Annotated in this window: 19 protein-coding genes and 1 tRNA gene; 8 read left to right on the top strand and 12 right to left on the bottom strand. The window is 65.7% G+C overall.

The window, feature by feature from the left end:
* Nucleotides 1–61 precede the first annotated feature (61 nt).
* Nucleotides 62–1,600: an aldehyde dehydrogenase family protein gene (locus QNN99_RS16080; RefSeq protein WP_229967959.1), complete on the top strand. Its 1,539-nt coding sequence runs from the start codon at nucleotides 62–64 to the stop codon at nucleotides 1,598–1,600.
* Between the two features lie 71 nt (nucleotides 1,601–1,671).
* Here QNN99_RS16080 and QNN99_RS16085 read toward each other — a convergent pair whose 3' ends face one another.
* Both QNN99_RS16085 and QNN99_RS16090 read right to left on the bottom strand, forming a co-directional pair.
* Nucleotides 1,672–2,148 carry a hypothetical protein gene (locus tag QNN99_RS16085; protein WP_229967961.1) on the bottom strand — a complete coding sequence of 159 codons (477 nt, stop codon included), beginning with the start codon at nucleotides 2,146–2,148 and terminating at the stop codon, nucleotides 1,672–1,674.
* A gap of 5 nt (nucleotides 2,149–2,153) precedes the next feature.
* Nucleotides 2,154–3,560, bottom strand: coding sequence for a phosphomannomutase/phosphoglucomutase (locus tag QNN99_RS16090; RefSeq protein WP_229967963.1), 1,407 nt, complete (start codon nucleotides 3,558–3,560; stop codon nucleotides 2,154–2,156).
* A 126-nt stretch (nucleotides 3,561–3,686) separates the two neighbouring features.
* Here QNN99_RS16090 and QNN99_RS16095 point away from each other — a divergent pair, with 126 nt between their 5' ends.
* Entirely contained in the window at nucleotides 3,687–5,906 is a 2,220-nt protein-coding gene (locus QNN99_RS16095; RefSeq protein WP_229967964.1) for a RecQ family ATP-dependent DNA helicase, read from the top strand.
* On the opposite strand, the gene QNN99_RS17440 is transcribed toward QNN99_RS16095, so the two are convergent.
* Together QNN99_RS17440 and QNN99_RS16105 are read right to left on the bottom strand one after the other, a co-directional pair.
* Nucleotides 5,851–6,936 carry a FadR/GntR family transcriptional regulator gene (locus QNN99_RS17440; protein WP_331461795.1) on the bottom strand — a complete coding sequence of 362 codons (1,086 nt, stop codon included), beginning with the start codon at nucleotides 6,934–6,936 and terminating at the stop codon, nucleotides 5,851–5,853. The genes QNN99_RS16095 and QNN99_RS17440 overlap by 56 nt on opposite strands.
* 71 nt (nucleotides 6,937–7,007) lie before the next feature.
* Nucleotides 7,008–7,832, bottom strand: a complete 825-nt coding sequence (locus QNN99_RS16105; RefSeq protein WP_229967966.1) for a crotonase/enoyl-CoA hydratase family protein — start codon at nucleotides 7,830–7,832, stop codon at nucleotides 7,008–7,010.
* An 86-nt stretch (nucleotides 7,833–7,918) separates the two neighbouring features.
* Between QNN99_RS16105 and QNN99_RS16110 the strand changes: the two genes are divergently transcribed.
* The gene (locus QNN99_RS16110) at nucleotides 7,919–8,710 is read left to right on the top strand and encodes a hypothetical protein (RefSeq protein WP_229967968.1); all 792 of its coding nucleotides are present in this window, start codon (nucleotides 7,919–7,921) and stop codon (nucleotides 8,708–8,710) included.
* Between the two features lie 52 nt (nucleotides 8,711–8,762).
* Here QNN99_RS16110 and QNN99_RS16115 read toward each other — a convergent pair whose 3' ends face one another.
* The 4 genes from QNN99_RS16115 to QNN99_RS16130 form a co-directional block, all read right to left on the bottom strand.
* On the bottom strand, nucleotides 8,763–9,785 hold the full coding sequence (locus QNN99_RS16115) for an aldo/keto reductase (protein WP_229967970.1): 1,023 nt from the start codon (nucleotides 9,783–9,785) through the stop codon (nucleotides 8,763–8,765).
* 97 nt (nucleotides 9,786–9,882) lie between these two features.
* Nucleotides 9,883–11,079 (bottom strand): CaiB/BaiF CoA transferase family protein, encoded by a 1,197-nt coding sequence (locus QNN99_RS16120; protein WP_229967972.1) that lies wholly within the window; start codon nucleotides 11,077–11,079, stop codon nucleotides 9,883–9,885.
* Nucleotides 11,076–11,927, bottom strand: a complete 852-nt coding sequence (locus QNN99_RS16125) for an enoyl-CoA hydratase/isomerase family protein (RefSeq protein WP_229967973.1) — start codon at nucleotides 11,925–11,927, stop codon at nucleotides 11,076–11,078. Before QNN99_RS16125 ends, QNN99_RS16120 begins: the two co-directional genes overlap by 4 nt.
* A 72-nt stretch (nucleotides 11,928–11,999) precedes the next feature.
* Nucleotides 12,000–13,367, bottom strand: coding sequence for an SLC13 family permease (locus tag QNN99_RS16130; RefSeq protein WP_229967975.1), 1,368 nt, complete (start codon nucleotides 13,365–13,367; stop codon nucleotides 12,000–12,002).
* A 308-nt stretch (nucleotides 13,368–13,675) separates the two neighbouring features.
* Here QNN99_RS16130 and QNN99_RS16135 point away from each other — a divergent pair, with 308 nt between their 5' ends.
* The 3 genes from QNN99_RS16135 to QNN99_RS16145 all read left to right on the top strand — a co-directional run bounded on the left by QNN99_RS16135 (nucleotide 13,676) and on the right by QNN99_RS16145 (nucleotide 18,651).
* The gene (locus QNN99_RS16135) at nucleotides 13,676–14,857 is read left to right on the top strand and encodes a pyridoxal-phosphate-dependent aminotransferase family protein (RefSeq protein WP_229967977.1); all 1,182 of its coding nucleotides are present in this window, start codon (nucleotides 13,676–13,678) and stop codon (nucleotides 14,855–14,857) included.
* Between the two features lie 67 nt (nucleotides 14,858–14,924).
* On the top strand, nucleotides 14,925–17,882 hold the full coding sequence (locus QNN99_RS16140; RefSeq protein ID WP_229967979.1) for an FAD-binding and (Fe-S)-binding domain-containing protein: 2,958 nt from the start codon (nucleotides 14,925–14,927) through the stop codon (nucleotides 17,880–17,882).
* Nucleotides 17,860–18,651, top strand: a complete 792-nt coding sequence (locus QNN99_RS16145) for a fumarylacetoacetate hydrolase family protein (RefSeq protein WP_229967981.1) — start codon at nucleotides 17,860–17,862, stop codon at nucleotides 18,649–18,651. Before QNN99_RS16140 ends, QNN99_RS16145 begins: the two co-directional genes overlap by 23 nt.
* A 52-nt stretch (nucleotides 18,652–18,703) precedes the next feature.
* On the opposite strand, the gene QNN99_RS16150 is transcribed toward QNN99_RS16145, so the two are convergent.
* The 3 genes from QNN99_RS16150 to QNN99_RS16160 all read right to left on the bottom strand — a co-directional run bounded on the left by QNN99_RS16150 (nucleotide 18,704) and on the right by QNN99_RS16160 (nucleotide 21,534).
* Nucleotides 18,704–18,791 (bottom strand) — tRNA-Ser (locus tag QNN99_RS16150).
* 180 nt (nucleotides 18,792–18,971) lie between these two features.
* Complete coding sequence (locus QNN99_RS16155; protein ID WP_229967983.1) at nucleotides 18,972–21,095, bottom strand: prolyl oligopeptidase family serine peptidase; 2,124 nt, start codon at nucleotides 21,093–21,095, stop codon at nucleotides 18,972–18,974.
* A 97-nt stretch (nucleotides 21,096–21,192) separates the two neighbouring features.
* Nucleotides 21,193–21,534: a hypothetical protein gene (locus QNN99_RS16160; RefSeq protein WP_229967985.1), complete on the bottom strand. Its 342-nt coding sequence runs from the start codon at nucleotides 21,532–21,534 to the stop codon at nucleotides 21,193–21,195.
* Between the two features lie 170 nt (nucleotides 21,535–21,704).
* On the opposite strand from QNN99_RS16160, the gene QNN99_RS16165 reads away from it, so the two are divergent.
* Nucleotides 21,705–23,726 (top strand): FAD/NAD(P)-binding protein, encoded by a 2,022-nt coding sequence (locus QNN99_RS16165; RefSeq protein ID WP_229967986.1) that lies wholly within the window; start codon nucleotides 21,705–21,707, stop codon nucleotides 23,724–23,726.
* 16 nt (nucleotides 23,727–23,742) lie between these two features.
* On the opposite strand, the gene QNN99_RS16170 is transcribed toward QNN99_RS16165, so the two are convergent.
* On the bottom strand, nucleotides 23,743–24,645 hold the full coding sequence (locus tag QNN99_RS16170) for an alpha/beta fold hydrolase (protein WP_229967988.1): 903 nt from the start codon (nucleotides 24,643–24,645) through the stop codon (nucleotides 23,743–23,745).
* A gap of 238 nt (nucleotides 24,646–24,883) precedes the next feature.
* Between QNN99_RS16170 and QNN99_RS16175 the strand changes: the two genes are divergently transcribed.
* Nucleotides 24,884–25,840 (top strand): zinc-binding dehydrogenase, encoded by a 957-nt coding sequence (locus QNN99_RS16175; RefSeq protein ID WP_229967990.1) that lies wholly within the window; start codon nucleotides 24,884–24,886, stop codon nucleotides 25,838–25,840.
* Nucleotides 25,841–25,926: the final 86 nt, after the last annotated feature.

Raw genomic sequence — 25,926 nt, forward strand, 5'->3', positions numbered from 1 at the left:
CGCCCGGGAGTAGCATTTTCCTTGCCCAGCCGTGCTTCATTTTCAGGCCAGGAGTGGTCCCATGAGCAGCAGCGTGCAGACCGGCAGTGCCCCGCCCCGATCCTTCCTTCCCGCGCCGGCGGGCGGTACCGGAGCCGACGGACCCACGGGCGTTGCTTTCGCCGTCGCCCGTGCCGCTGAAGCCGCCCGGTGGTGGCAGGAGCAGGGGTTCCGCGGCAGGAAAAAGCTGCTGCGGACGTGGAAGCAGGTTATCGCCGACGACGCCGATGAGCTCGCGGCGGTGATGGCCGCCGAAACCGGCAAGCCGGAGGGCGACGCACTGCTGGAAATTCTGCTCGCCCTGGGCCACCTGGAGTGGGCCGCCAAACATGCGGAAAAGGTGCTGCGCCGGCGCAAAGTGCCGTCCGGCCTCGCGGCGCTGAACCAGAAGGCCACCCTCGGCTACGAACCGTACGGAGTGGTGGGCGTGATCGGGCCGTGGAACTATCCGGTGTACACCCCGATGGGGTCCGTCTCCTTTGCCCTGGCGGCAGGAAACGCGGTGGTCCTCAAGCCCAGCGACCTGACGCCCGGCACCGCCCTGTGGATCGGGCGCAAATGGGAACAGATCAGCGGCGGGCACCCGGTTTTCCAGGTGGTGACCGGAGGAGCGGACACCGGCGCAGCCCTGGTCCGCTCCGGATGCGGCAAAATCGCCTTCACCGGGTCCACCGAAACCGCCAAAAAGGTGATGGCCGCCTGCGCTGAATCGCTCACGCCGATGGTGGCCGAATGCGGGGGCAAGGACGCCATGCTCGTTGCGGCCGACGCGGACCTGCCGGCGGCTGCCGCCGCCGCGGTGTTCGGCGGCATGGTGAACGCCGGGCAGACCTGTGCCGGCGTGGAACGGGTGTACGTGGACCGGGCCGTGTACGAGCCGTTCCTGTCGCTGATGGTGGAGGAGGGCCGGGCCCTGGTGGCCGGAACGGAAAACGGAGCCGACTACGGGCCGCTGACCCTCCCGGGCCAGGTGAACGTGGTGGCGGCGCATATCGACGCCGCCCTCGCCGCGGGCGGCCGGGCGGCGCTGGGCGGGCCCGGCTCCGTCCGGGAGGGCAGGAGGATTGACGCCGTGGTGCTCACCGACGTCCCCGAGAACAACGAGGCGGTGCAGCGCGAGACCTTCGGACCCGTCGTCGTCGTGAATCCGGTGGACTCCATGGAGGAGGCAGTGGACCGCGCCAACGGAACCGGTTACGGACTGGGTGCCTCAGTCTTCAGCGGAAGCAGGGCGAATGCCCGGGAGCTGGCGGAGCGGCTTGAAGCCGGTGTGGTGACAGTGAATTCGGTATTGGGCTTCGCGGCCGTCGGTGCGTTGCCCTTTGGCGGCGTCAAGGATTCCGGTTTCGGGCGGACCCACGGTGCGGATGGCCTGCGCGAGTTCAGCTCGCCCAAGGCCATGACCGAGCAGCGTTTCGCACCGCCGCTGGACCTGCTGCGGATGCGCCGGTCCGAACGGGATATGAGGCTGGCCCGCGCCGCGCTGGGGATTCTGCACGGAACCGGGCAGGAGCGCCGGTCCGTGGTTCGCCGGTCCTTCGGCCGGCAAAAGGCCGGCTGACAGCGAAAGGCCGGCGGCACCATGCAACCGCACGGCGCCGCCGGCCCGGCGGCTCAGGCGAAAGCTGAGGCTTAGGCCTCGTCGGTGCCCGCTGCGGTTTCTTCGGTGCCCCAGATGAGCTGGTCGCCCGACTCCCACTGCGGTTCGCCGAACGTCCACTCGCCGTCGACCTCGGAGTACGTCTGGATCGCGGAGATGCAGACACCCTCGGAGTGCTCAGCCACCACGTGGATGGCATCCGTGGCTTCATCCGGCAGGTGGATGTCGGAGAAGACGGCAGCGGCGCGGTTGTCGCCCTTCTGCTCGGTCAGCACCTGGTAGATGTCATCGATCATGGCATCGGCGTCGAGGTCTTCGTCGCTTTCCTCGGGAGCCACGGCAATCATCCGCAGCTCGCCGTCGTTCTGGACAACCAGTGCGGCGGGCAGGAAGGCGCCCTGCGCCTCCAGCTGCTCCTGAGCCACGCCCAGAGCGGTGCCCAGCAGGGAATTCAGGTCCTCCTGGACCTGGGCGGAGGGCTCTTCGCCGTTCAGTTCAACATCAGCCATTGGGTTTAGTTCCTAACTAGTTCAAGTACGCGGTCACGGACCCGCACCATGGTGGGGAGGTCTTCGGCCTCGGCATTCAGCCGAAGGAAGGGTTCGGTGTTCGACGCGCGGAGGTTGAACCACCACTGTCCGTCATCTGAGGTGAAAGTCAATCCGTCGAGGGTGTCCACGGTGACGCCGTCGCGCTCAAATTCGCTGCGGACACGGGCAACCGCCGCCGGAACGTCGGAGAGCTCGGAGTTGATCTCGCCGGAGGAAAAATACGGCTCGTATTCACGGGCCAGGTCCGAGAGCGGCAGGGTCTGCTCACCCAGCGCGGCGAGGACATGCATGGCCGCCAGCATGCCGGTGTCGGCGTTGTAGAAGTCGCGGAAGTAGTAGTGGGCGGAGTGCTCACCGCCGAAGACGGCGCCTTCCTCGGCCATCAGGGCCTTGATGAAGGAATGGCCCACGCGGGTGCGGACGGCACGGCCGCCGTCGGCCTCCACCAGCTCGGGAACCGCACGGGAGGTGATGAGGTTGTGGATGATCACCGGCGTCGTCTCGCCGGCTGCCTTGGCGCGGGCGATCTCGCGGCGGGCCACGAGCGCGGTGACGGCCGAGGGGCTGACCGGGTCGCCCTTTTCGTCGATCACGAAGCAGCGGTCTGCATCGCCGTCGAAGGCCAGGCCCAGGTCAGCGCCGTGCTCGACGACGGCGGCCTGCAGGTCCCTCAGGTTCTCCGGCTCCAGCGGGTTGGCCGGATGGTTCGGGAAGGATCCGTCCAGCTCGAAGTAGAGGTCGATGATCTCCAGCGGAAGCGCCGGCAGCAGGCTGTCGCCAATGACGGCGGGGGTGGTCAGGCCTGCCATGCCGTTGCCGGCATCGACAACCACCTTCAGCGGGCGGATGTCCGTCAGGTCCACCAGGCTGCGCAGGTACTCGGAATAGTCCCGCAGGATGTCGCGGACACTGATCCGGCCGGGGTTCTCGACGGCGGGAATGGTGCCGGCGTTCAGGTACTGCTCGGCCATGGCCTGGATCTCACGCAAGCCGGTCTCGGACGAGATCGGCACGGCTCCTGCCTTGGCCATCTTGATGCCGTTGTACTGCGCCGGATTGTGGCTGGCAGTGAAGGTGGCGCCGGCCGCATCCAGGGCACCGCAGGCGTAGTAGAGCTCATCGGTGGAGATGAGGTCCAGCAGCAGCACATGGGCACCGCGCATGGTGGCGCCGGCAGCGAAGTCCTTGATGAACTCGGGGGAGGACGGACGCATGTCTCCGCCCACCAGAACCGTCTGGCCGGAGAGGTCAAGCACGTCCACAAAAGCGGCACCGACGGCCTTGACTATCTGCGGAGTGATGGTCTCGCCTACGACGCCGCGGACATCGTAGGCCTTAAAGGACGCGGAAAGATCGAATGCACTAGTCACCCGGACAGTCTATAGGCCAGCGTTCCATCCTTCGGTGCTTGTCCACAGGGGCTGGACACAGCTTCCGGTATCCACGCCGGTTTCCGGCTGGAGGAAATCGTCAGCCCCGGCTGGAATAGTGGAGGTATGGAATTCCAGCAAGAAACCCAAAACCCAGACCCGCAGAACGGTTCGAACGCCGAGCGGGACGCCGCGCCGCAGGATGCCGCCGGCATCGTCGGGGAAGGCTCCGCAGCCGCCGATCCGGCGCTTCGGACCGAAGCCACCCGCCTGCTCCGGGCCCTGGTCGGCAACGACACCGCTGAGTTCCATGAGGGCCAGTACGAGGCCATTGAGGCACTCGTCGCCGGCGGACGGAGGGCCCTGGTGGTCCAGCGCACCGGGTGGGGCAAGTCCGCGGTGTATTTCGTGGCGAGCCTGCTGCTGCGTGCCCGCGGGGCGGGACCGACGCTGATCGTGTCCCCGCTGCTGGCGCTCATGCGCGACCAGGTGTCGGCAGCAGCCCGTGCCGGTGTCCGGGCCGTGGCCATCAACTCCGCCAACCAGCTGGAATGGCAGGATATCTCCGCCAAGCTGCAGGCGGACGAGGTGGACGTGCTGCTGGTGTCACCGGAGCGCCTGAACAACCCGGGTTTCCGGGAGACCCATCTGCCCGAGCTGATCCGCCGCTCCGGGCTGCTGGTGATCGATGAAGCGCACTGCATTTCGGACTGGGGCCATGACTTCCGGCCGGACTACCGGCGCATCCGCAGCCTGATCGAGCAGCTGCCGGCCTCGGTGCCGGTGCTGGCCACCACCGCAACGGCCAACTCCCGGGTCGTGAAGGACGTGGAGGAGCAGCTGGCTTCCGGCGGTGAGGACGTCTTCACCATCCGCGGGGCGCTGGCCCGCCGGTCCCTGCGCCTGGGAGTGCTGCGGCTGCCCACCCCGAAAGCGCGGCTGGGCTGGCTCCTGACCCACATCGACGAGCTGCCGGGCTCGGGCATCATCTATGCCCTCACGGTGTCCGCGGCCGAGGACACCGCCCGGCTGCTGCAGAAGGCCGGCCATCCCGTCGTCGCGTACACCGGACGCACGGACCCGGCCGACCGGGAGCAGGCCGAAGCGGCGCTGAAGAACAACGAGGTCAAGGCGCTGGTGGCCACCAGCGCGCTAGGCATGGGCTTCGACAAGCCGGACCTGGGGTTCGTTGTCCATCTGGGCGCACCTTCTTCCCCCGTGGCGTACTACCAGCAGGTGGGCCGCGCCGGGCGTGGTACCCCCAGCGCCGACGTCCTGCTGCTGCCGGGGACGGAGGACAAGGACATCTGGGAGTACTTCGCCACCTCCTCCATGCCGGCGGAGGGGCCGGCCAACGCCGTGCTGACGGAGCTGGCCTCGGGCGCCGTGATGTCCACCGGAGCTCTGGAAACGCGGGTCAACCTGAAACGCTCGCCGCTGGAGCTGCTGTTGAAGGTCCTGGCGGTGGACGGCGCGGTGGAGCGGGTGTCCGGCGGCTGGCGCGGCACCGGACAGCCCTGGAGTTATGACCGGGAGCGGTACGAGCGGATCTCCGCGGCGCGCGTGAAGGAACAGCAGGCCATGCTGGATTACGAAAGCACCACGGGCTGCCGCATGGAATTCCTGTCCGTCCAGCTCGACGATCCGGCCGCGGCCCCGTGCGGACGCTGCGACAATTGCGCCGGCCGCTGGTTCTCCGGCGAGGTGGCCGCCGAAGCCACCGATCACGCCGATCAGGCCCTGAGCCGGGTGGGCGTGGATGTGGACCCGCGCGGCATGTATCCCTCCGGCATGGACCGTCTGGGGGTGCCGGTAAAGGGAAAGATCAAGCCGGACCTGGCGCTGTCCACCGGACGGGCGCTGGCCCGCCTGACCGACTTGGGATGGGGCGGACGGCTGCGCGAGATTTTCGCTCCGGAGGCCGGCGACACCGTGGCGGATGAAGCCCTGTTGAAGGGCTGCGTGCAGGTGTTGGCGCAGTGGGGCTGGGAGGAGCGGCCGGTGGCCGTTGTCAGCATTCCGTCGCGGTCGCGTCCGCAGCTGGTCGGTTCCCTGGCACACGGCATCTCCAGCCTGGGCCGCATCCCGTATCTGGGTGCCCTGCAGCTCCCGCACGGCGGTCCCACCGGCGGGTCGGGCGGCAACAGCGCCTTCCGGTTGGCTTCCGTCTGGGACCAGTTTGCCGTTCCCGAAGAAGGAGCGGCCTGGTTTGCGGCCAATCCCGGACCTGTCCTGCTGGTGGACGACTTTGCTGACAGCCGCTGGACCCTGACCGAAGCCGGCCGGGTGCTCAGGCAGGCCGGCGCGGCTTCCGTGCTGCCTTTTGTGCTGGCGCTGAAGGCATAGCGAACAGCTCGTACAACGCCGGCTCGGGCGCGATCCGCGCAATCTGGGGAGCGGGAGCTGGAATGGGAGCGGGAGTGGGAGTGGGCCGGTTTGTCTGCGGCGGAACGGCCACTTCCTCCCGGGGTTCGGGCATCCCGGAAGGAAGCGGTGCCGCCGCCTGCGTCCGAACCTTGGTGCGCACCGAAGCGGGCGCGCGAGCCGGCTTCGCCGGGGCCGGGGCCGGAACATTAACCGCCGGGGCCGGAACATTAACCGGGGCAGCGACTGCTGCCGGCTCCGGCGGCACCGGTACTGCTGCGACTGCTGCGCCTGCTGCCGGTTCCGGGCGGAACGCGGGAGTCTGGACCGCCCTGGTTTCTTCCGGCTGCCGGCGCAGCCACCGCTCGGTGGCCGCCACATGGACGGTCATGAGGGAACGGGCCAGCTCGGCGTCGCCCAGTGTCAGCGCCTCGAGAATGGCGGCATGCTCGCCGAGGACAGCGGACACCGCGCCGGCTTCTATAATCCGCTGCCAGGCCCGCAGCCGCAGCGCGCTGCCGGTCAGCGAATCCAGCAGCCCCGCCAGATAGGGGTTGCCCGAGGCGCGGGCAATCCGGGAATGGAACGTGAAGTCGTGGGCAGCCAGCTGGGCAGCGGTTGCCTGCGGTGGCACCGAATCCAGGCAGGTCCGCAGCGCTGCAAGCCCCCGGGCATCAATCCGAGCGGCGGCGTGGGCCGCGGCACCGGGTTCGAGGATGCGCCGAACCTCCAGAAGTTCCGGCGCGGAGGTTTCCTGATGGATCTCCACCATGAAGCCCATGGTTTCGGTCAGCAGACCGGGTTCCAGGCTGGTGACGTAGGTGCCGTCACCGCGCCGGACATCGAGGACGCGGATCAGCTCAAGCGCTTTGACCGCCTCCCGCAGCGAGCTTCGGGACAGGCCCAGCTGGTCGCTCAGCTCGTTCTCCGGAGGAAGCCGGTCACCAGCCTTGAGCCGCCCACTGATGAGCATTTCCTTGATCTTGGTAATCGCTTCATCGGTAACAGCCACCCGACTATCTTAAGCGCCCGCGGCGGCAGGCTCAGACAGCCGGAGGGCAGGCCTCCGCCGCGGCAGGAACCTCAGTTGCCGGTAAAGACGGGCGGGCGGCGTTCGGCGAATGCGGTGGCTGCTTCATTGAAGTCACGGCTGGCCAGGAACGCCGAATTCCACAGCTGGACATAGTCCAGGCCCGATTGGACTGCGGCGTGCGGGCCGTGGTTCATGACGTGCTTAACGCCCTGGACCACGAGCGGAGGATTCGCGGCAACCACGGCGGCCAGCTCGCGTCCCCGGCCGACGACGTCGTCCGCCACTTCCGTGACCAGACCCAGCTGATGGGCGCGGTCGGCGCCGAAGTCCTCACCGGTCAGGGCGAGGTGTCGGGCGGGACCTTCGCCGATGATGCCGGGCAGGCGCTGGAGAGAGCCCAAATCAGCAACAATGGCGACCCTCACCTCGCGCACGCTGAACACGGCAGACGGGGAGGCGATGCGGATGTCCGCGGCAGCGATGACATCGATGGCGCCCCCGATGCACCACCCGTCCACCGCCGCGATGACCGGCTTGGCGCACCGGGCCAGAGAGCTGACGGAATCCTGCAGGTCCCTGATCCGGCGCCGGAATTCTTCGCGCCGGCGGGCATCCATGCCATCGGCGGCCAGCATCGGAGCAAAGACCGGTGCCATCGCCGGCAGATCCAGCCCGTAGCTGAAGTTCCCACCCGAGCCGTAGAGCAGGATGGCACGCACGGTGTCGTCCTCGCTGAGGGCACCAAAAACGTCGGGGAGCTCCTTCCAAAAATCCGGCCCCATGGCGTTGCCCTTCGAGGGGCCGATGAGCTCGACCTCCGCAATGCCTTCGGCAACATGCACGCGCAGTGAACGCAGGGGAGTGGTGGGGCTCATGGCATCTCCGTCGATCGGCGGTCGGTTCGCAGGTCAATATACCGGCCTGAAGGTTCCGGTGCCGTGGGCGAAGCTAGGATCGTTGTATGGAGTTTCTGGTGATTGTTCTGTTTGTCGTGGCCATTGTTGTGGTGAATTTCGTGGTGAGTCGTGCCCAGCGCCGGAAAAAGCAGGTCCACGGAGACGGGCCGGACGCGAACGGGGCAGAGCAGGAGCAGCCGCGCACCGCGAAGCAGTTCAAGCCTCCCCGCAAAGCAACCGGAGCCAAGGCCGCATCGGCCGGTCCCCGGACCTCCGTGGAGGCGGCGCGGGAAGCCAACGCCCGGCTCGACGCCGCCCAGCACCAGCAGGTGTACGCCGCCATCGCGCAGGGCCGCCCCATACAGGCCGTAAAACTCTATGCGCAGTTCACCGGAGTCGGTGTTCGGGCCGCGGGTGCTGCCGTGGAAAACCTGGCCACGCATCCCCAGCCGTTCCAACCTCCGCGTCCGGCAGCTCCGGTCCAGGAAGCACCGTCAGCACCGGGCGCACCGTCAGCACCGGGCGAGCAGGGGAAAACGGCTGCCGCTCCCGGCAGTGATGTCGATGCGCCGGACACCTCCCGTCCTGCGGACCCCGGCGCGGGCCGGGACAGCGCCCATCCGGAAGGCTCCGCCGGCTCGGACCCCGACAGCTCCTCGGCACCGACAAATACCCCGACACCGAAAAGTACCCCGGCACCGAAAAGTACCCCGGCACCGAAAAGTACCCCGGCACCGAAAAGTACCCCGGCACCGGCCGGGAAGCCCCAAGGCGGGCCGGCAGACAAGACGCCCTCCACACCCGAAGAAGATGAAATCAGCAAGTGGGTCAAGGATCTGCGGCCGGAAGACTTCTAACGCCTGCCCCGCGCCGCCACTGAGTCATTCCATCTGCGTCATTCCACCTGGGTCAGTCCAGTTCCCGCGCCCGTTGGTTGCGCCCGTCTGCTCCATACGGGTAGTTGCCGACTGCGGGTCGGCTGAGATCGGTGAGCCGCTGCAGCTCGCCGGCTGAGAGCTGCAGCGCGGCGGCACCCAGATTATCGGTGAGCTGCTCGACACTGCGCGCCCCCAGGATCACCGAGGTCACCCCCGGTTGCGCGGCGAGCCAGGCGAGGGAAACCTGCGCCGAACTGGCGCTGTGGGCGGAGGCGATGGTTTTGACCGCGTCAAGGATCTGCCAGGTCCGGTCGTTGTTGCTGCGCAGATCCCAGCCCTGGAACTGCCGGGTGGGGTTGTCTCCGACGCGGGTCTTGCCGGCGGGGACCGTTTCGCGGCGGTACTTTCCGGTGAGCCAGCCGCCGGCCAGCGGTGACCAGGGCAGCAGGCCCAGTCCGGCGTCGACCGCTGCCGGCACCACTTCGGACTCGATTTCGCGTTCCAGCAGGTTGTACTGCGGCTGCAGCGTGACCGGTTCGTTCCAGCCGTGCGCCCGCGCGGTGTACACGGCCTTCGTCAGCTGCCAGCCGGTGAAGTTGGAGAGCCCGTAGTAACTGATTTTTCCGGCGGTAACAACGTCCTGCAGGAAACCGAGGCTTTCCGCCAGCGGGGTCAGCGGATCCCAGGAGTGCAGCTGGTACAGGTCGATGTGGTCCACTCCCAGCCGTTTGAGCGAGGCGTCCAGCGCCTGGCGCAGGTGCCGGCGCGAGGTGCCCAGGTCATTGGGCCCGGCCCCCATCGGAAACCGGCCCTTGGTGGCGAGCACAACGTTCCGCGCCGCCTCGGGCCGGGCCGAGAGCCAGTGGCCGATGATCTCCTCGGAAGCGCCGGTGGTGTAGACGTCGGCGGTGTCGATGAAGTTTCCGCCGGCTTCCACATACGTGTTCAACAGGTTGTGGGACACCCGCTGGTCGGATTCGTTGCCAAAGGTCATGGTGCCGAGGGCGTAGCTGCTGACGACGGTGCCGCTGCGGCCCAGGAGGCGCATTTCCATGGAGAGTCCTTTGACTGGCAGGTGACGGGCAGGTGACGGGCAGAGCTTCACGACCGGGATGCCATACTATCCGCGGCCGGACTCCCTGTCCGCAGCCTCACCCGTTGGATTGAAGGATGACCCCCATTCTTGCGTACTCAGCAATCTCTTGGGCGGTGTAGCCGTACTGGGACAAGATTTCACCGGTGTGTTCCCCAAGCACAGGCGGCGCGGAGATCAGCCACTCGTCATCTCCGGTATCTGCCGGCCGCCCCAGCACCCGCATCTCACCCAACGTGAGGTGGTTGACCGTTCCGGTGAGTTCCAGTTCGGCCGCCAGCGGATGGCGAAAGACTTCGTCGACACCCAACACCGGTCCGCAGGGAACACCGGCGTCATTTATCGCTTTGATCCAGGTGGCCGAATCGTCGAGGGCGAGTTGCTCCTCCATCAGTCCCCGCAATACGACCCGATGCGCCAAGCGGAGCTCGTTCGTGCCGAACCTGGGGTCTTTCACCAGATGCCCCAGGTCCAGTGCATCGGCGAGCTTCTCCCACATTCGCTGGTTGCCCGACGCAATGGTGACGTATCCGTCCCCGGTCTTGAAGGTGCCCTGAGGAAAAATCAGCGGGTGGTCATTCCCTTCCCTGGACGCGACCATTCCCAGACTGAGGAACTTCTGGGCCTGGTACGTCATCAGGAAGGTCATGGACTGCATCAGGGAGGTGGAAACCATTCCCCCGGAGCCGGTCTTGTCCCGTTCGAGGAGCTTGGCCAGAACGGCGAACCCTGCAATCAGTCCGGTACTGGTATCCGCTACGGGAATGCCAGCCCTCAGCGGCCCGGTGGCATCGGTGCCGGTAACGCTCATGAAACCGCTCATTCCCTGGGCGTTCTGATCAAAACCGGCCATGGAGGACCCTGCGGGCCCGCTGCCAAATCCACTGATGGAGCAGTAAACCAAACGCGGGTTTGTTGTGGAAAGGGCCTCGAAGGAAAGGCCCATCCGTGCCATGGTCCCCGGTTTAAAGTTCTCGATGACGACGTCGCAGGTCGCCGCGATCCTTTTCACCGCTGCCAGTCCTTCAGCAGACCGGAGGTCCACGGCGAGGGACCGCTTGTTGCGGTTGGCGGACATGAAGTAGACGCTCTCTCCGCCATCGACAAACGGGCCGGACTGCCGCGAAGGGTCGCCGTCCGGCAGCGCCTCGACCTTGATGACTTCAGCCCCCTGGTCGGCAAGCATCATGCTGGCAGTCGGACCGGCAATGTAGCGCGAAAGATCGAGGACAACCAATCCCTCGAGGGGCCTCATTTCACTGAATCCGCGCTGTGGACAACGTCGCCGAAAGCCGGAGGCCGTTTACCGAGAAAAGCAGCAACGCCCTCCCTGAGATCGGCACCGTCGTAGGCCCGCAGCATGAGGTCCTGCACTCTTTCCGCCGCCAGGTCGTTGACCTCCCCAGCCAAATCGGTGACCACCTTCGCCGCTGTCATGGTGGTCGCGGAGGAAGACGTTATCGCAGCCACGAGTGTGGAAATACTCGCTGTGAGTTCCCCGGCCGGCACCACTTTGTCGACCAAACCCATCCTCAAGGCCTCCTCCGCGGAAAGCAGCTCTCCGCTGAAAAGAAGGCGCTTGAGTCCGTTCACGCCGATATGGCGGACCAACAGCCGTGACTCCGTCAGCCCGAGGATGACGCCGAGCCTGCCCACAGGGATTCCAATGGACAGGTTGTCGGCGGCGATCCGAAGGTCGCAGGCCGAGGCCAACTCGCAGCCGCCGCCCACCGCGAAGCCCTGAAGCATGGCCAGTGTGGGAATCTCGGTGCCTGCTATGACACGCAGGGTCCGGGAGAGCTGGGCGTTGTAGGAGGCTGCCTGCGCGGCGGTGGACCGGACCGCCGGGAACTCGCTGATGTCGGCCCCGGCGGCAAAGGCCGCGGTGCCCGCGCCCCGCAGCACGATGGCTCGCAGCCGGGGATTTGCGGACAGACTGGTGAACACCTCTTCGAGCTCCCGCCACATCCCAAGAGAGAGCGCATTGCGTGAGCGGCCGCTCGTGATGGCCACCACGGCCACCTCTTCCTCGGTTCGGCATAAGATTCCAGCCGGCACATTGCCGTCGGGCGAATCGAAGGACGATAGCAGGTTGTCGATCAAAGGAGATCCTGACTCTTCAAGGTTGGGTGTTCGCGGCATTGGTGGATATTCGACTGACGGGTGCAGCCACGCCTAGCTCCACCCGGGAACGATGAAGATCAGCCAAGTGGCAATCGGCGCGACCACCACCATGGAAAAACCCCAGACCATGAGTTGACGGAAGACGGCGTCGCGCTGCGCCTCCGGCGAGTTGGCCACTACCAGGGCGCCGGATGTCGAAAACGGGCTGGAGTCGACCACCGAGGAGGAGATGGACAAAGCGATGATCATCCCGACGGCACCGACATCACCGGTGAGAAGGAACGGAACGGCAAGCGGGATAAGCGCGCCGAGTATCCCTGTCGTCGAGGCGAAGGCCGATACCACGGCACCGATGAAGCAGATCAGGATGGCTGCGAACAGCGGTGTGCCGATGTTCGCGACACCGTTGCCGAGCCAGTCGATGGTTCCGATTCGCTCCATCAGCGCCACATAGGTGACGATCCCACAGAGCAGCAGGACGGTGGGCCAGGCGATGGCGCTCACGGCACCTTTGTTGCTTTCAGGGGAAAGCAGCGACAGGACGACTGCGATCGTGACTGCGGTGAAACCGACGTCGAATCCGAAACCGAGGACAGCAACGGCCAGTGTCCCTATGCCAAGGAGCGTGAAGACCTTATGCCGGTCCAACTGCACGTCTGTCACAAGGGCTTCCCCGGTGGAGGGCGTCATGGTCTGGACGGTCGCATTGGCGGCTCGGGTGGTTCTGGAGCCTTTGCCTGCCGGGCGGGGCCCGTCCCCTTCGTCTGCGGTTCCTCCGGCCGCCCGCGCAGTTCCGTCACCAAGGTCCCGCTGCCCCAAGAGGCTGCGTCCGCCAAACATGAAGAAGACAACTATGCCGAGCGCGACGTTGAAGAGCAGCGAGGACAGGAACAGAAGCGCCGGGTTGCCGGGCAGATCGCTCCGGACGACCACTCCGTTGACAATGCTGCCGAAGACGCTGATCGGTGAGAACCCGCCCGCACTCGCGCCGTTGATAACCATCAGGCCCATAAGGATGGGACGGATGTTGTAGCGGACAGCGAAGCCCATTGCGACGGGGGCGATAATTGCTACGGCGGCAGGGACCACGGCGCCAACGGACGTTATCAGGGCGGTAATAATGAACATTACCCATGGAATCAGCGCGATTCGTCCGCCCACCATCTTTACGGATTTGACCACAACCCAGTCGATGGTGCCGTTCGCCTTTGCCAGCGCAAAAAGATAGGTAACGCCGACAAGAATTACGAAGAGATCTGCCGGGAAACCCAGCAGGACGGTGTCAACGTCCTCACCGATGACCATGGTTCCCATGATGAATGCTGCAACCAGCGCCAAGGCACCCATGTGAACGGGGCGGACGGTTGCGATCAAGAATAAGGCGGCCAGCACCAGGATCGATAAGAGTTCAATACTCATTTCGGTCTCCCACATCTTTGAGGGTCGTATGATCCGTGAGCCGGTACAGATCGGCCCCGCCGTCCAACGGGCGGAACTCTTGTCCGTGATCGGAGATGCATACCGTTGGGGAGAGTATGTTGCGCAGAAGAACACCCGTCAACCTCCTTTTGGTAACTCCGAAAAGTTGGGCAGCACTGCTTCGCGCGGGGCTGAAAGCAGTGCTGGACGGGCCTGCACGCCGGTGCTAGCGTTCCGTGCGGTAATGGAATTCCATTTCGCAGCTTTGTGCCGACGCTGTGCTGATGCCCCCTCTGGGAGGACGAAATATGGGAATGTCTCGAGCAGCAACCACAAGCGGACGCCACTATTTACAGATTCCCGGACCGACGAACTGCCCGGACGAAGTCCTCAGGGCCATAGCCGCTCCAACCATCGACCACAGGGGGCCTGAGTTTCAAGAACTTGGGCACCACATTCTCCAAGCCATCCGCCCGGTCTTTGGCACCAGCGGCCCCGTCATCATCTATCCGGCTTCCGGCACCGGGGCCTGGGAAGCTGCGCTCGTAAACACGTTGAGCCCGGGAGACCGGGTGCTCTGTTTCGAAACCGGGCACTTCTCCGCTCTTTGGATGAAGATGGCAGAGGATCTCGGGCTGCAAGTCGACATGGTGCCGGGTGACTGGAGGCATGGCATTGACCCAGCCGTGGTTGAGGAAAAACTGTCCGCTGACTCCGGTCAGGAAATCAAAGCTGTTTGCTGCGTTCACAACGAGACTTCCACCGGAGTCACCAGCCGCATCAGTGAAATTCGCGAGGCGATGAACGCTGCGTCGCATCCCGCGCTGTTGCTTGTGGACACCATTTCCTCATTGGGTGCGATTGAGTACCACCACGACAAATGGGGGGTTGACGTAACGGTTTCCGGTTCCCAGAAAGGGCTGATGCTGCCCCCCGGACTCAGCTTCAACGCGGTCAGTGAAAAGGCCCTGGCAGCTTCGGAAAAAGCGCGCCTGCCCAAATCCTTCTGGGACTGGCGTCCCATCCTCGCTGCCAACAAAAACGGCTTCTGGCCGTATACGCCGTCGACGAACCTGCTTTACGGGCTCAAAGTGGCACTTCGGATGCTGGAGGAAGAGGGCTTGGAGAATGTTTTTACCCGCCACCAGCGCCACGCCCGTGCGACCCGGGCCGCAGTCGAGGCGTGGGGACTGGAGGTCCTGTGCCAAGATCCGCGGGAGTATTCAGGATCTCTGACAGCAGTGCTGATGCCGGAGGCCTTCAACGCGGACGATGTCCGCGCCACGATACTGGAGCGGTTCGATATGTCCCTCGGAGCCGGGCTGTCAAAGCTCGCTGGAAGGGTTTTCCGGATTGGGCATCTGGGTGCCTTTGAGGATCTGACACTGGTGGGAACACTGGGCGGAGTGCAGATGGGCCTGAATCTCAGCGGGGTTCCGATCAAACAGGATGGGCTGGAGGCAGCGATGGCCGTGCTGGAGAAGGGCTAGAGGCGGCGCAGGGAACGGGCAGGCCCGGTATCAGCGGCACCGACGCCACTAAGCGAGGGAGACAAGCATGACCGCAATGGATGTTTCGTCAGAGGAAACAACAATTCCTGCGGGGTTTGTTGAAGAACTCGAGCAGGCACTCGAGGGCGAGGTCGCGTTCGATGACTACAGCAGGCATCTGTTTGCCCGTGACGCCAGCATGTACACAATGCGTCCGATGGGTGTGGTCTTTCCCCTGCACAGCGCTGACGTGGCCCAAGCGGTTCGAATCTGCGGGAACTTCGGCGTACACGTCACTCCGCGGGGTGCAGGTACCAGTCTCGCGGGACAAACCGTGGGAGCCGGAATTGTCCTGGACTTCTCGCGCCATATGAACCGGATCCTGAACGTTGATCCTGTGGCCCGGACAGCCCGGGTTGAAGTCGGAGTTGTCCAAGACGAACTTAACCGAGCGGCAGAACCGTTCGGTCTGATGTTTGGCCCCGACACGTCAACCAGCAACAGGGCAACCATCGGAGGCATGCTGGGAAACAACTCTGCCGGCAGCGGTTCACTGCGTTATGGAATGACGATCGATCATATCCGCGCATTGGAAGTGGTGCTGGCCGACGGATCCACTGCCCGCTTGGAACCGGTGGATGAAGATGAACGGAAGCGCCGAGCCGAAGCCGATACCCTGGAAGGCCGGATCTACCGGCACATGCCGGTTCTGCTGACTGAAAAGGCAGAGGCCATAGCCAGCGGCTTTCCTCCGTTTTGGCGGCGGGCGAGCGGTTACCGGCTGGACAGGCTGGCTGAATCGGTATTCGACTTGGCGAAATTCGTGGTGGGCTCCGAAGGCACACTTGTGATTGCCACCCACGCCGAGGTTGACCTCGTGCCCAAGCCCCGGCATACCGTCTACGCTGTCGGCCATTTCTCCACGACTCAGCAGGCAATTGAAGCGACCGCGGACTCTTTGAGCTGTGAACCTGCTCAGGTGGAGCTCATGGACAAGACGATTCTGGATCTGTCCCGGCAGAAGATCGAGTATGCGAACCTGGGCCATACCTTGCAAGGGGACCCCGCAGCTCTGCTCTTCGTGTCCTTCACGGGGGATGACCGGGACGAGGTCCTGAAGAGCCTGGACACGCTGGTATCCCTCTGGGAGAAAAACGGGCGGGGCTACGCCACTTTGAAGTTGTCCACGGCAGCGGAACAGGCTGACCTGCTCAAGGTCCGAAAATCGAGTCTTGGACTCCTGATGGCCGCAAGCGAAGGCTCCAACCGTCCGCTCGCGTTCGTGGAAGATACGGCTGTCCCGCCTGAACGGTTGGCTGAATACACGGCCCGATTCGCCGGCATCCTGGACCGGCACCAGATGCGGGCCGGATTTTACGGGCACTGTTCCGTGGGCTGTCTGCACATTCGGCCTTTCGTTGACTTGTCCAAGCCAGATGAAGTGGCCCGCATGCGAGCGGTCGCTGAAGAGGTCAAAGACCTCGTTACGGAATTCGGGGGCGTGAACTCAAGCGAACACGGGGACGGACTGGCCCGCAGCGAGTTCAACCGGGAGATTTTCGGGGACGAGCTTTATGAGGCCATGCGTGAAGTCAAGCGAATTTTTGACCCTGGCAACATCATGAATCCCGGCAAAATCGTTGATGCCCCCAGCATGACCGAGAATCTGCGGGATGCGATGCTGCCGGCTGCCGTCGGTTTTCGAACCCGCCTCGACTTTGACGTCGTCGGGGGCATGCGCGGCGCCGCCGACCGCTGCATGAACATCGGCCTGTGCCGCAAGAGCACAACAGGAGCGATGTGTCCCTCCTACATCGCCACCCGGGAGGAAGAACACTCGACCCGGGGCAGGGCCAACGCCTTGGTCAAGGCACTTTCAGAGCCCGATCCCCAGGCGGCGCTCGGCGACGAGCGGCTGCACGAGATTCTGGATCTGTGCCTCATGTGCAAGGCGTGCAAAGCTGAATGCCCGTTGGGTGTTGATATGGCCAAACTGAAGAGCGAGACGCTGTCTCACTATCACGAGATTCATGGAGTTCCGCTGCGGACCAGAATCTTTGGGGCCATTCGAACCTTGAACAAGCTCGGGTCCGCATTCGCTCCACTGTCAAACATTCCGGGCCGGATTCCGCTGCTGCGGAAAATCGGTGAACGGACCATCGGCATATCGGCGGCGCGGCCACTGCCGCATTACCGTTTCATGAATCTCGTCCGCTGGTATCGGCACAGCGAGGCCTCCACCACTCCGGCCAGCCAAGGAACCATCAACTTTCTGGCCGACTCCTTCACGACCTACGCCGAACCGCACATAGGGCAAACCGCAATACGGCTGCTGCAACGGTCGGGGTGGGATGTGGAGCTGGCCAGCACCGGATGCTGTGGCCGGTCCGCGCTGTCCAAGGGCCTCGTCGACGAGGCTAAGGGGAAGGCCGCAGCGATGGCGCGGGACCTCAACACTCGGACGTCCGCGGGGTCACCCATCGTCGGCTGCGAGCCTTCATGCTTGTACACGCTGAGGGACGAGCACGTAACCCTGCTCCCGGAGGATGAAAACGTCAAGGCTGTGGCCCAAAGAGTCCAGCAGATTGAGACGCTGCTGACGGAAGCCATTGATGAGGGCCGGTTGACGCTCGCGGAACACTCCTGGCTGTCAGGACGGACCATTCTGTACCAAGGCCATTGCCATCAGAAGGCTGAGGTGGGGACAGCGGCCACCATGGCGTTGCTGCGCCGCATCCCCGGGGTGAAGGTTGTCGATCTTGACGCCGGATGCTGCGGAATGGCGGGGTCTTTCGGCTATGAGGCGGAGCACTACGAAATCTCCATGAAGGTTGGCGCTGACCGCCTGTTTCCCGCCATTGAAGAAGCCGGTAAAGAGACAGTGATCGCGGCCACCGGAACTTCCTGCCGCGAGCAGATTTTCCACGGGACCCGCAGGTCTGCCTGGCATCCGCTGGAGCTTATCCAAGAGGCATTGACCGAAACCAGCGGGGAGGCGCGAAGTGCGGATCATTCGGTTCGTTGAGAAAGCCGTTGCAGCAAAAGGACGGCAGCCGATGTTTGGCATATTGGAAGGGTCCCGGATTTATGAGCTCGCCGGCGGCTGGGAGAACCCTTCGCGCGGGACGGAACTGACGAATCTTGCCGACGTCATGCTGCTGAATCCCTGTGATCCGTCAGTGATTGTCTGTGCCGGAGGCAATTACCACAGCCAGCTGGCGGAACTGGGAAAGCCTGTCCCTGCAGAACCCGTCATTTTCCTGAAGGGGCGCAATTCCCTGGCTGGCCCGGGAGATGTCATTCAACACCCGCTGGGCCTGGAGCGGCTGGAATATGAGGGCGAACTCGCCGTTGTTATCAGCCGCGTGGCAAGGAACGTGAAACCAGAATCTTTTGACGACTACGTCCTTGGCTACACCTGCGCCAACGATGTCACTGCCAGCGATTGGCGCGCCGACGGGCAATGGACCAGAGCCAAAAGCCTCGACACGTTCTGTCCCATGGGCCCGTGGATTGAAACCAGCGTTGCGCCGGAGTCGCTGCGGCTGCAGACGCGGCTTAACTCCGAGACGGTTCAGGACTGTGAAACATCCGACATGGTGTTCGGGGTTGGTGAACTTCTGGCTTGGATTACCCAATGGATCACTCTGCAGCCCGGGGATGTTCTGCTGACGGCCAGCCCGGCGGGTGTGGGTCAGATGAAGCCGGGGGACTCAATCGAGGTGGAGATTAGCGGCATCGGGGTGCTGTCGAACACGGTCCAGTGGCCTTCCTCAGGTTCCGCAAGCGACTAGTGGACGTCTCTCCGGGCACAAAAAAACCCCCGGTTGCCCGGGGGTCTTAGCGCGGAGACGGGGAGATTTGAACTCCCGGTGGGCTTTAGGCCCACACTTCATTAGCAGTGAAGCCCATTCGGCCGCTCTGGCACGTCTCCAAAATGCTCTCTGATAGCTTCCGCTGCCAGCCTGACAAGACTACCCATAAGGGGAGGGTAAGAGCAAAACGTCGCGGAATTGTCCGGGGAGTAGCGTCCACCCGGACCGGTCAAAGCCTCCGGTTAGGCGATACGCACGCCCCGGGGCAAACCGGCATCCGGCGCCCCGGGCAGACGACGTTACTTCAGCCGCCCGGTCAGCGCTTCCCAGAGAAACTCGTAGGACATGGCGTACATCCGGGCGGCCTGGCGGTTGTCCGATGCTCCGGCATGTCCGCCCTCCAGCGCCTCATGGAACCAGACGTTCTCCACGCCCAGAGCCTTCATCCGCGCTGCCATCTTCCGCGCCTGGACCGGGCCGACGCGGTCATCGCTGGTGGCCGTCCAAATCAGCGTGGGCGGATAATCGGCATCCGCCTTCAGCAGGTGGTACGGCGAGAAGGTCCGCACGAATTCCCACTGCTGCGGGTCGTCAGGATCGCCGTATTCGGCAATCCACGAGTAACCGGCGGACAGCTTGGTGTAGCGGCGCATGTCCAGCAGGGGCACCCCGCAGGACACGGCGCCGAACAGGTGCGGATAGGTGGTGAGCATGTTGCCGACCAGCAGTCCGCCGTTGCTGCGGCCGGTGCAGCCCAGGTGCTGCCGTGACGTGACTCCGCGGTCCGTCAGGTCCTGCGCCACTGCGGCGAAATCTTCATAGGCCCGGTGCCGGTTTTCCTGCAGCGCAGCCCGGTGCCAGTCGGGTCCGTATTCCCCGCCGCCGCGAATGTTGGCAAGCACGTACACCCCCGAACGCTGCGCCCCGCCGTCGTCGGTAAAGCTCCGCTCCAGCCAGCCGCGGCCCACCACTCCGCTGTAGGTCGGGGTCAGCGCCTGCTCGAAGCCGCCGTAACCGTTCAGCAGCGTGGGATTGCCGCCGTCGAGCACCAGGTCCTTCGGTCCCACCTGGAAGTAGGGCACCCGGGTGCCGTCGGCGGACACGGCAAAGTGCTGCTCCACGGTGCAGGAGGACGCGTCAAAGAACGACGGCGACTCCTTCACCACTGCGGCGCCCCCGCCGGAGGAGCTCCCCAGGGTTCCGCGGGACAGCGTGGACGGCGTCAGGAAGCCGGTGCTGATGAGCCAGTAGTCGTTGCCGGACTCCTCGTCCTCGTCATCCACGGCATAGGCGTCCACGGTATGCAGGGGCGGGCAGGCATCCAGGACCGTGGACGTCCAGCCGCCGGCCGGATCCAGCACCGAAATCTCGGACGAGACATCCCGCAGCAGGTTCAGCAGCAGCTGGTCGCGGGTCCAGCTCCAGGACTGCAGCGAGGTCGCGGGGTCCGGGGTGAAGAGCGTCGCCAGCTCCCGGCTGCCGGCCAGGAACGCGTCCAGATCCGCGGCGAGCAGGGATCCGGCAGCATGCACGGTGCCGTTGAGTTCCCAATCGGTGCGGGGGCGCAGCACCAGCCACTGCCGGTGGATGTCCACATTCATGTCCAGCGGAACGTCCAAGCGGACCCACGAATCGTTGGAGCGCAGGAACGTGGAGCTGTTGTAAAAGTCCACGATGTCCACGGCGATGTCACGTTCAAAGCCCGGCGTCTGGTCGCGCGCCACCACTGCCATCATGTGGTCTTCGGGGACCTCGAAATACGGTGCGGCGTCCGCCAGCAGCATGCCGCGGCGCAGGATCCTGCTGGTGCGCGGATAGGAGGATGTCGTCATGGAGCCGGGACCGAAATCCGTGCCAACGTACAGCTCGTCCGGCCCGGCCCAGCTGATCCGGTTTTTCGCCGCTGGAATGTCAAAGCCGCCGGGCACAAAGGCGCGCTCGACGACGTCGAACTCCCGGTAGCGGGCGGCGTCGCCGCCGTCGGGGGAGAGGACCACCAGGGCCCGCCGGTAGGACACGCCGTCGGCCGGACGAAGGAACGCGGAGCCGCCCCAGACCCACTCGATGCCCTCGGTGCGGCTGAGCTCGTCCAGGTCCAGCAGGATTTCCCACTGCGGGTCGTCGGAGAGGTAGCTCTCCCAGGTGGTGCGGCGCCACAGGCCCTTGGGATGCTCGGCGTCGCGCCAGAAATTGTAGTACTGCCCGCCCCGCTTGGCCGCCATGGGAATGCGGTCGGTGGAGTCCAGGACCTCGAGCAGGCGCTTTTCGGTCTGCTCGAAGCCGGTCTCGGCCAGCAGGTCCTCGGTGACCTTGTTCTCGGCGCGGACCCAGTCCAGCTGCTTGTGCCCGTAGATGTCCTCCAGCCAGAGGAACTCGTCGTCTGCATAGGGGCCGGCGGGCAGGTCGGAAGTCGAGGAAGTCATGTGCCCATCCTAGGGCGGCGGCCGGGGGAGGCCGGTCGATTGCGGGTTCCCTGCGCGCTTCCCCCGCGCGGTTCCCCTGCGGCTGGGAAAAGGTGCGTCAGGCGGTGCCGCGCACGAAGCTGAATGCTTCCCGGGCATAGTCCGTCCACGCGGTGCGCGTGGCGTCGGGGTCCGTCTGTGTCGGGATTTCGACCCATTCCCGCATGGTGCGGCTGCCCATGGTGACGGGTTCGGCGGAGCCTTCCGCCACCAGGGCCGCGGCCCGCGTGCGGGGGAGCTTAACCAGCAGAACGTCACCGGAGCCGAGGAAGGCCACGATTTTCTTCCCGGACCGCAGCCCGGGGCTTCGGAACATGGTTCCCACCGCTATCGGCCCGTCGTCCCGCAGCACCGCCGCAATCTCGTGCAACAGATCCACCGCTTCCTGGGAGGGGGACATGGGGGTTCTTCCTTCAATCGAGGCGTAGGGCAGAACTCTCTGCAGGCTACGCAATCCTGCGAGGGGACAACAGGGCAGCGCGGGCTTTGGCTGCCGCGAACTTCCTCTCCGGGCGCCGTCCCGGCCAGGCTCCGACCGTTCAGTCCATACGGGCCGGATACTCTAGAAGCATGACGAATACGCAGAGCTTCCACGTGGCCGTGATCGGGGCGGGTCCGCGGGGAATCTCTGTCGTGGAGCGCACGCTGGCCGGCTATCTGGCCCTTGCCCCCGACGCCAGGCCGGCACTGACCATCACCGTCCTTGATCCGTTCAACCCCGGCCCCGGCCATGTCTGGCGCACCGGACAGTCCCGGCTGTTCCTGATGAACACCCCCGCCCTTTTCCCCACCGTCGTTCCGGCCGGCGCCACGGCCGCCGAGCTGGCGGCATCACCGACCGGGCTGTCTTTCGAGCAGTGGCGGATCCGGATGACTGAATCGGACGCCGGCGCGGACCTGCCGGCAGCGGATCGGGAAGAACTTGCCGGGCTGACCCCCGGCGCGTTTGCCAGCCGGGCCGTCTACGGACGCTATTTGGAGTGGACCTACGCCCGTCTCCGGGAGGCGGCCTCGGCCGCAGGGGTGCGGCTGGTGCATGTGCGCGCCGAAGTTCTCAGCCTCGCCCGTCCGGAACCGGGTTCGGGCTGGTCGGTGGAGGTCGCCGGGGAAGGCACCTTGGCCGCTGACGCCGTCGTCCTCGCCCTGGGTCATCTGCCTGCCGCGCTGAGCGCCGACCAGGACCGGCTGCGTGACGCCGCCGACCGCCACAACCTGCGGTACCTGCCCCCGGCCGTGCCTTCCGACGTGGACCTCTCAGTGCTTCCGGCCGGCGAGCCGGTGCTGGTGCGCGGCCTCGGGCTCAATTTTTTCGACATCATGATTCAGGTGACCTCCGGCCGCGGCGGCCGCTTTGTGCCCAGCGGAGAACCCGCCGGCCGCGCCCTGCGGTACGAGCCCAGCGGACGCGAGCCCGTCCTGGTGGCGGCCTCACGCCGGGGCACTCCGTACCGGGCAAAGGCCCGGCTGGAGTCCTACGTGCCGCGCGGCGTCAAGCTGCGCTACTTCACCGAAGAAACTGCAGCCGCTTTTCGGGAGCAGGGCATTTTGCCCGGCTTTGACCATGATCTGTGGCCCCTGCTGCACCGCGACGCCGTCTGGGCCTACTACTCGACGCTGGCCCGGGTGGCCGCTGACGAACTGCTGACGCCGGCGTCGGCCTTCCTCGACGAGCTGCGAGCCGCGCTGGACCTCCCCGGTCCGGACTGGGACGCAGCCAAGGAAGAGGTCCTGGGCCGCTGTGTTCCCGCCGCCCGGCGCACCAATCTTGAAGCCCTGGCCCAGCCGCTGGGCCGGCGCCCGTACCGCGGGGCCCGTGAGCTCGACGACGCGGTCCTCGCGTACCTGGAGGACGACGCCGCCGGCTCCGACGCGGGTGAGGACGATCCGCTGAAAATGATGATCGGCGCGCTCAACGCCGGGCGCACGGTGCTGAAAGCGATAGTGGCCGACGGCGGACTCGCCGAAGCGTCCTGGCTCACCGAGCTGCGCGGCTGGTTTGAGCCGCTCGTGGAGGGGCTGGCCAGCGGGCCGCCGCCCGAGCGGATCGAACAGCTGGCCGCCCTGGTGCGGGCCGGCATCGTGCACTTCGTGGGCCCCGACCCGCGCTTTGACGTGGATGAAGCGCGCGGTGTCTTCACCGGGGTTTCACCGTGGTCGGGCACCGAATACGCGGCCCGCACCCTGGTCGAAGCCATGATGCCGGCCAACCGCGTGGACCGGAACATTTCTCCGCTGCTCGGTGGAATGCTGCACTCCGGCCTGGTCCGGCCCAAGGTGATGATGGCCGGGGACGGCACCGCGGTGGTGACTCCGGGGCTTGACGTCACCCTGCCGCCGTACCGGCCGGTGGGCATCAGCGGCGAACCGCAGCAGGACCTGTACGTGCTGGGGCTGCAGCTCTCGTCGGTGCAGTGGGGCACCGCGATCGCTGCCGAGGCCGGATCTCCCGCCCGGGCCGGTGCGCGGACCCTGCGGGATGCCGCCGACATCGCTGACGCCCTGCTGGCCTCGGCCGCCCGCGGCGGCGCGGGAGCCGGAAGCACCGCAGGAAAGCAGCCGCTGGCGAACGCCCAGGCTCTGCCTCACCCCTAGGATCCCGGCGCGGGCCCTACGAGCCGGTGAGCTGCCGGAGCATCCGGCAAAACGCGGCGCTGTTCTCGGCGGGCCACCAGTGTCCGCCGTCCACGGCGCTGATCCGCAGGTCCGGGACCTCCGCCGCAAGACCGTCCGTCAACCGCGGCGACAGGAACGGATCATGCAGCGGCACCAGCACATGCACCGGAACCTCGACGGGAGGCAGCGGCTCCCGCGCGGAAACGCCGGAACCAAGAAGGTTGGCGCGGTAAAGCTGGAGGCCGCGGACCGCATTGCCGGTTGCTGCTTCGGCGCTGGTTCCCGCCCGCCGGGCGTACTGCGGCCCGAGCCGGCGGCAGAGCAGTTCAGGCAGCACGGGGAGCTGGAAAAAGGCGACGTACGAGCTTCGCAGGGCCTGCCCGACGGCGAGAAGCCAGCGGCGCGGACTGCGGAGGCACTGCCGAAACCAGCGGCGCAGATGTCCGAGGTCCGGCCCGGAAATGCTGGTGAAGCTGAGGACCCGGCCCGCGGCACGGGCATCACGAACCGCTGCCCAGCATTGGATGGAACCCCAGTCATGGCCGACCAAATGAACCGGCCCGCCGGCGTCCGCCAACACGGCGCAGAGGTCCGCGACGAGCACCGGGAGGCGGTAGGGAGCCAGCGGGCTGCCGGCCGCGATCTCCTCCGGCCCCGTGCCGGTCCCCCCGCGGAATTCCTTGGTCAGCCGGGATGCCCCGGCGTTGCGGGTGTCGTAGGCGATCACCCGGTGGTCAGCGGCCAGATCCTCGATGACGCCGGCAAACACCGTGTGGTCATCGGGATAGCCGTGAACCAGCAGGACGGTGGGGGTCGCCGGTGCCGCCGGCTGGCCGTACTCGAACACGGCCAGCCGGGCGCCGTCGGTCTCCACGGTCCGCTGCCTGTTTGCCTTCATGCGTTTTTCCTTAGGTGCGTGGAACAAAACCTGCGTGGAACAAAACCTGCGTGGAACGAAATGCTGCCGCCCGGCAGCCTCCCGGTCCGCATCCTTCCAGATGCCGGCGCGGGTGGGAACGGGTGCCCGCCGGCCCAGACCTAAACTGGTGGCAGAGGATGCTCGCACGAGCTGTGCCGACAGAAAGGCGCGCGCAGGGACCTGGTGCCCCTCGATCCGTCAAGAGAGGAAGCCTTCCGTGAAAGCTTGGCAGTATGTGGGGGATCGCAAGCCGATTCAGCTCAACGAAGTTCCGGAGCCGGTTCCGGGTCCCACTCAGGTCATCCTCGACGTTCAGGCGGCGGGCTTGTGCCATTCCGACCTGATGTACATGGAGGTCGGGGACTCCGCCATGCCGTTCCTGCCGATGACGCAGGGCCACGAAAACGCCGGCGTCATTACCGCGCTCGGATCCGAGGTCACCGGCTTCAAGGTGGGCGACGTCGTGGGAGTGTGCTCCTCGGGCATCCAGCCCCCGGCCGGCATGTTCACTCCCGGCGGCTTTGCCGACAAACTCGCGGCGGACTACCGCGACCTGGCCCGGGTTCCCGACGGATTGGACCTCTCCCTGGCCGCCCTGGCAACCGACGCGGGAATGACGTCCTATCACGCCATGATCAAGGTCGGCCGCGCCGCCAAGGGCATGAAGGTCGGCGTGATCGGGTTCGGCGGCCTCGGGCAGATCGGTGCCCGCGCCGCGGTGTTGGCCGGCGCCGAGGTGCACGTGGCTGAAATGAAGGAAGAAGCCTGGGCGAACGCCCTGGAGGTAGGCGCCGTCTCCTGCGTCAAGGACGCCGCAGAGTGGGTGGATGCCGCGAATCCGCGGGCCGGAGGAACCTTCGACCTCATCGTGGACTATGCCGGCTTTGATACCACGCAGAAGGCCGTCAACGCCATTAAGCGCGGCGGCAAGGTGGTCCAGGTGGGCCTCGGCAAGCCCACCTTCACAGTGGCCACCAACACCATCCTGGGCAAGTCCATTGAGGGCTCCCTCGGCGGCACCGTGGCCGACATTGAGGAGGTCTTCGACCTGATGCTCCGCGGCGAGATCCAGCCCGGATACGAGGAAATTCCGTTCGACCAGATCGATGCGGGCCTTGAGCGGCTCAAGAACAACCAGATCCTCGGGCGCCTCGTCGCCCGGTTCGGCAACTAGCCTTCCGATTTACCGCACTTCCAATGCACGACGGCGGCCCCCCCCCCGAAAGTGCGGGGCGCCGGGGGGGGTGGGGGGGGTGTTTG

Origin of the sequence: Arthrobacter sp. zg.Y820, assembly GCF_030125555.1 — a bacterium.
In the GTDB taxonomy this organism is placed as follows: Bacteria; Actinomycetota; Actinomycetes; order Actinomycetales; family Micrococcaceae; genus Arthrobacter_B.

Bases quoted from the DNA above. Each gene is read 5' to 3' on its own strand.
- QNN99_RS16080 (WP_229967959.1), top strand. From the start codon at position 62: ATGAGCAGCAGCGTGCAGACCGGCAGTGCCCCGCCCCGATCCTTCCTT.
- QNN99_RS16085 (WP_229967961.1), bottom strand. From the start codon at position 2,148: ATGGCTGATGTTGAACTGAACGGCGAAGAGCCCTCCGCCCAGGTCCAG.
- QNN99_RS16095 (WP_229967964.1), top strand. From the start codon at position 3,687: ATGGAATTCCAGCAAGAAACCCAAAACCCAGACCCGCAGAACGGTTCG.
- QNN99_RS16105 (WP_229967966.1), bottom strand. From the start codon at position 7,832: ATGAGCCCCACCACTCCCCTGCGTTCACTGCGCGTGCATGTTGCCGAA.
- QNN99_RS16110 (WP_229967968.1), top strand. From the start codon at position 7,919: ATGGAGTTTCTGGTGATTGTTCTGTTTGTCGTGGCCATTGTTGTGGTG.
- QNN99_RS16115 (WP_229967970.1), bottom strand. From the start codon at position 9,785: ATGGAAATGCGCCTCCTGGGCCGCAGCGGCACCGTCGTCAGCAGCTAC.
- QNN99_RS16120 (WP_229967972.1), bottom strand. From the start codon at position 11,079: ATGAGGCCCCTCGAGGGATTGGTTGTCCTCGATCTTTCGCGCTACATT.
- QNN99_RS16130 (WP_229967975.1), bottom strand. From the start codon at position 13,367: ATGAGTATTGAACTCTTATCGATCCTGGTGCTGGCCGCCTTATTCTTG.
- QNN99_RS16135 (WP_229967977.1), top strand. From the start codon at position 13,676: ATGGGAATGTCTCGAGCAGCAACCACAAGCGGACGCCACTATTTACAG.
- QNN99_RS16140 (WP_229967979.1), top strand. From the start codon at position 14,925: ATGACCGCAATGGATGTTTCGTCAGAGGAAACAACAATTCCTGCGGGG.
- QNN99_RS16155 (WP_229967983.1), bottom strand. From the start codon at position 21,095: ATGACTTCCTCGACTTCCGACCTGCCCGCCGGCCCCTATGCAGACGAC.
- QNN99_RS16160 (WP_229967985.1), bottom strand. From the start codon at position 21,534: ATGTCCCCCTCCCAGGAAGCGGTGGATCTGTTGCACGAGATTGCGGCG.
- QNN99_RS16165 (WP_229967986.1), top strand. From the start codon at position 21,705: ATGACGAATACGCAGAGCTTCCACGTGGCCGTGATCGGGGCGGGTCCG.
- QNN99_RS16170 (WP_229967988.1), bottom strand. From the start codon at position 24,645: ATGAAGGCAAACAGGCAGCGGACCGTGGAGACCGACGGCGCCCGGCTG.